This is a genomic window from Psychrobacter sp. A3 (assembly GCF_028823565.1).
In the GTDB taxonomy this organism is placed as follows: Bacteria; Pseudomonadota; Gammaproteobacteria; order Pseudomonadales; family Moraxellaceae; genus Psychrobacter; species Psychrobacter celer.
In genome coordinates this window covers 1-600 of record NZ_JAPEHS010000184.1, presented here as the reverse complement: position 1 = coordinate 600, position 600 = coordinate 1, and the positions used below count along the sequence as shown (strand labels likewise).

Sequence of the window (600 nt, the reverse complement as noted above, 5' to 3'; positions counted from 1 at the left end):
CCGCCTCCCCGAAGCTTATCGCAGGCTGTCACGTCTTTCATCGCCTCTGACTGCCAAGGCATCCACCATGTGCGCTTAATTACTTGACCATACAACCCCAAAGGGTCTTTGTCAGCAATTATAACGATATCACCTATGTTTACGCTTGATTCAGTTCTCTTTACTTTGAAGACTAGCCCTTGGGATAACAAACAATGTCGTTAAAAGGCTAGTCTTCAGGTCAACAATAACACGTGAAATGTTATTGCTAACCCAGACTCATATCTATGTTTTTAAATAGTCTCTATGCTCTCGTCGAGTCATAGATTTCCGTATAAAACAGAAAGAAGTAATCGTGTCTTTATTCAAAGATAAATCACTTGTTTCTATTTAATACTTATTGTATTTATTGCACTCTAAGCTACCAAGGTTGTAGTGGTGGAGCCAAACGGAGTCGAACCGTTGACCTCCTGCGTGCAAGGCAGGCGCTCTACCAACTGAGCTATGGCCCCATGTATAATGGTGGGTCTAGGTGGACTTGAACCACCGACCCCCGCGTTATCAACACGGTGCTCTAACCAGCTGAGCTACAGACCCTAGTACGTCCTAAAACGTAAGCTT

General features: G+C 44.0%; 2 tRNA genes and 1 rRNA gene. All 3 read right to left on the bottom strand.

From position 1 onward, the window contains the following. Window positions 1–89: ribosomal RNA gene (locus NK638_RS12410) — 23S ribosomal RNA — on the bottom strand; the annotation flags it as partial. 326 nt (window positions 90–415) lie between these two features. Next, a tRNA-Ala gene (locus NK638_RS12405) sits at window positions 416–491 on the bottom strand. 8 nt (window positions 492–499) lie between these two features. Then, window positions 500–576: transfer RNA gene (locus tag NK638_RS12400), tRNA-Ile, on the bottom strand. Window positions 577–600: the final 24 nt, after the last annotated feature.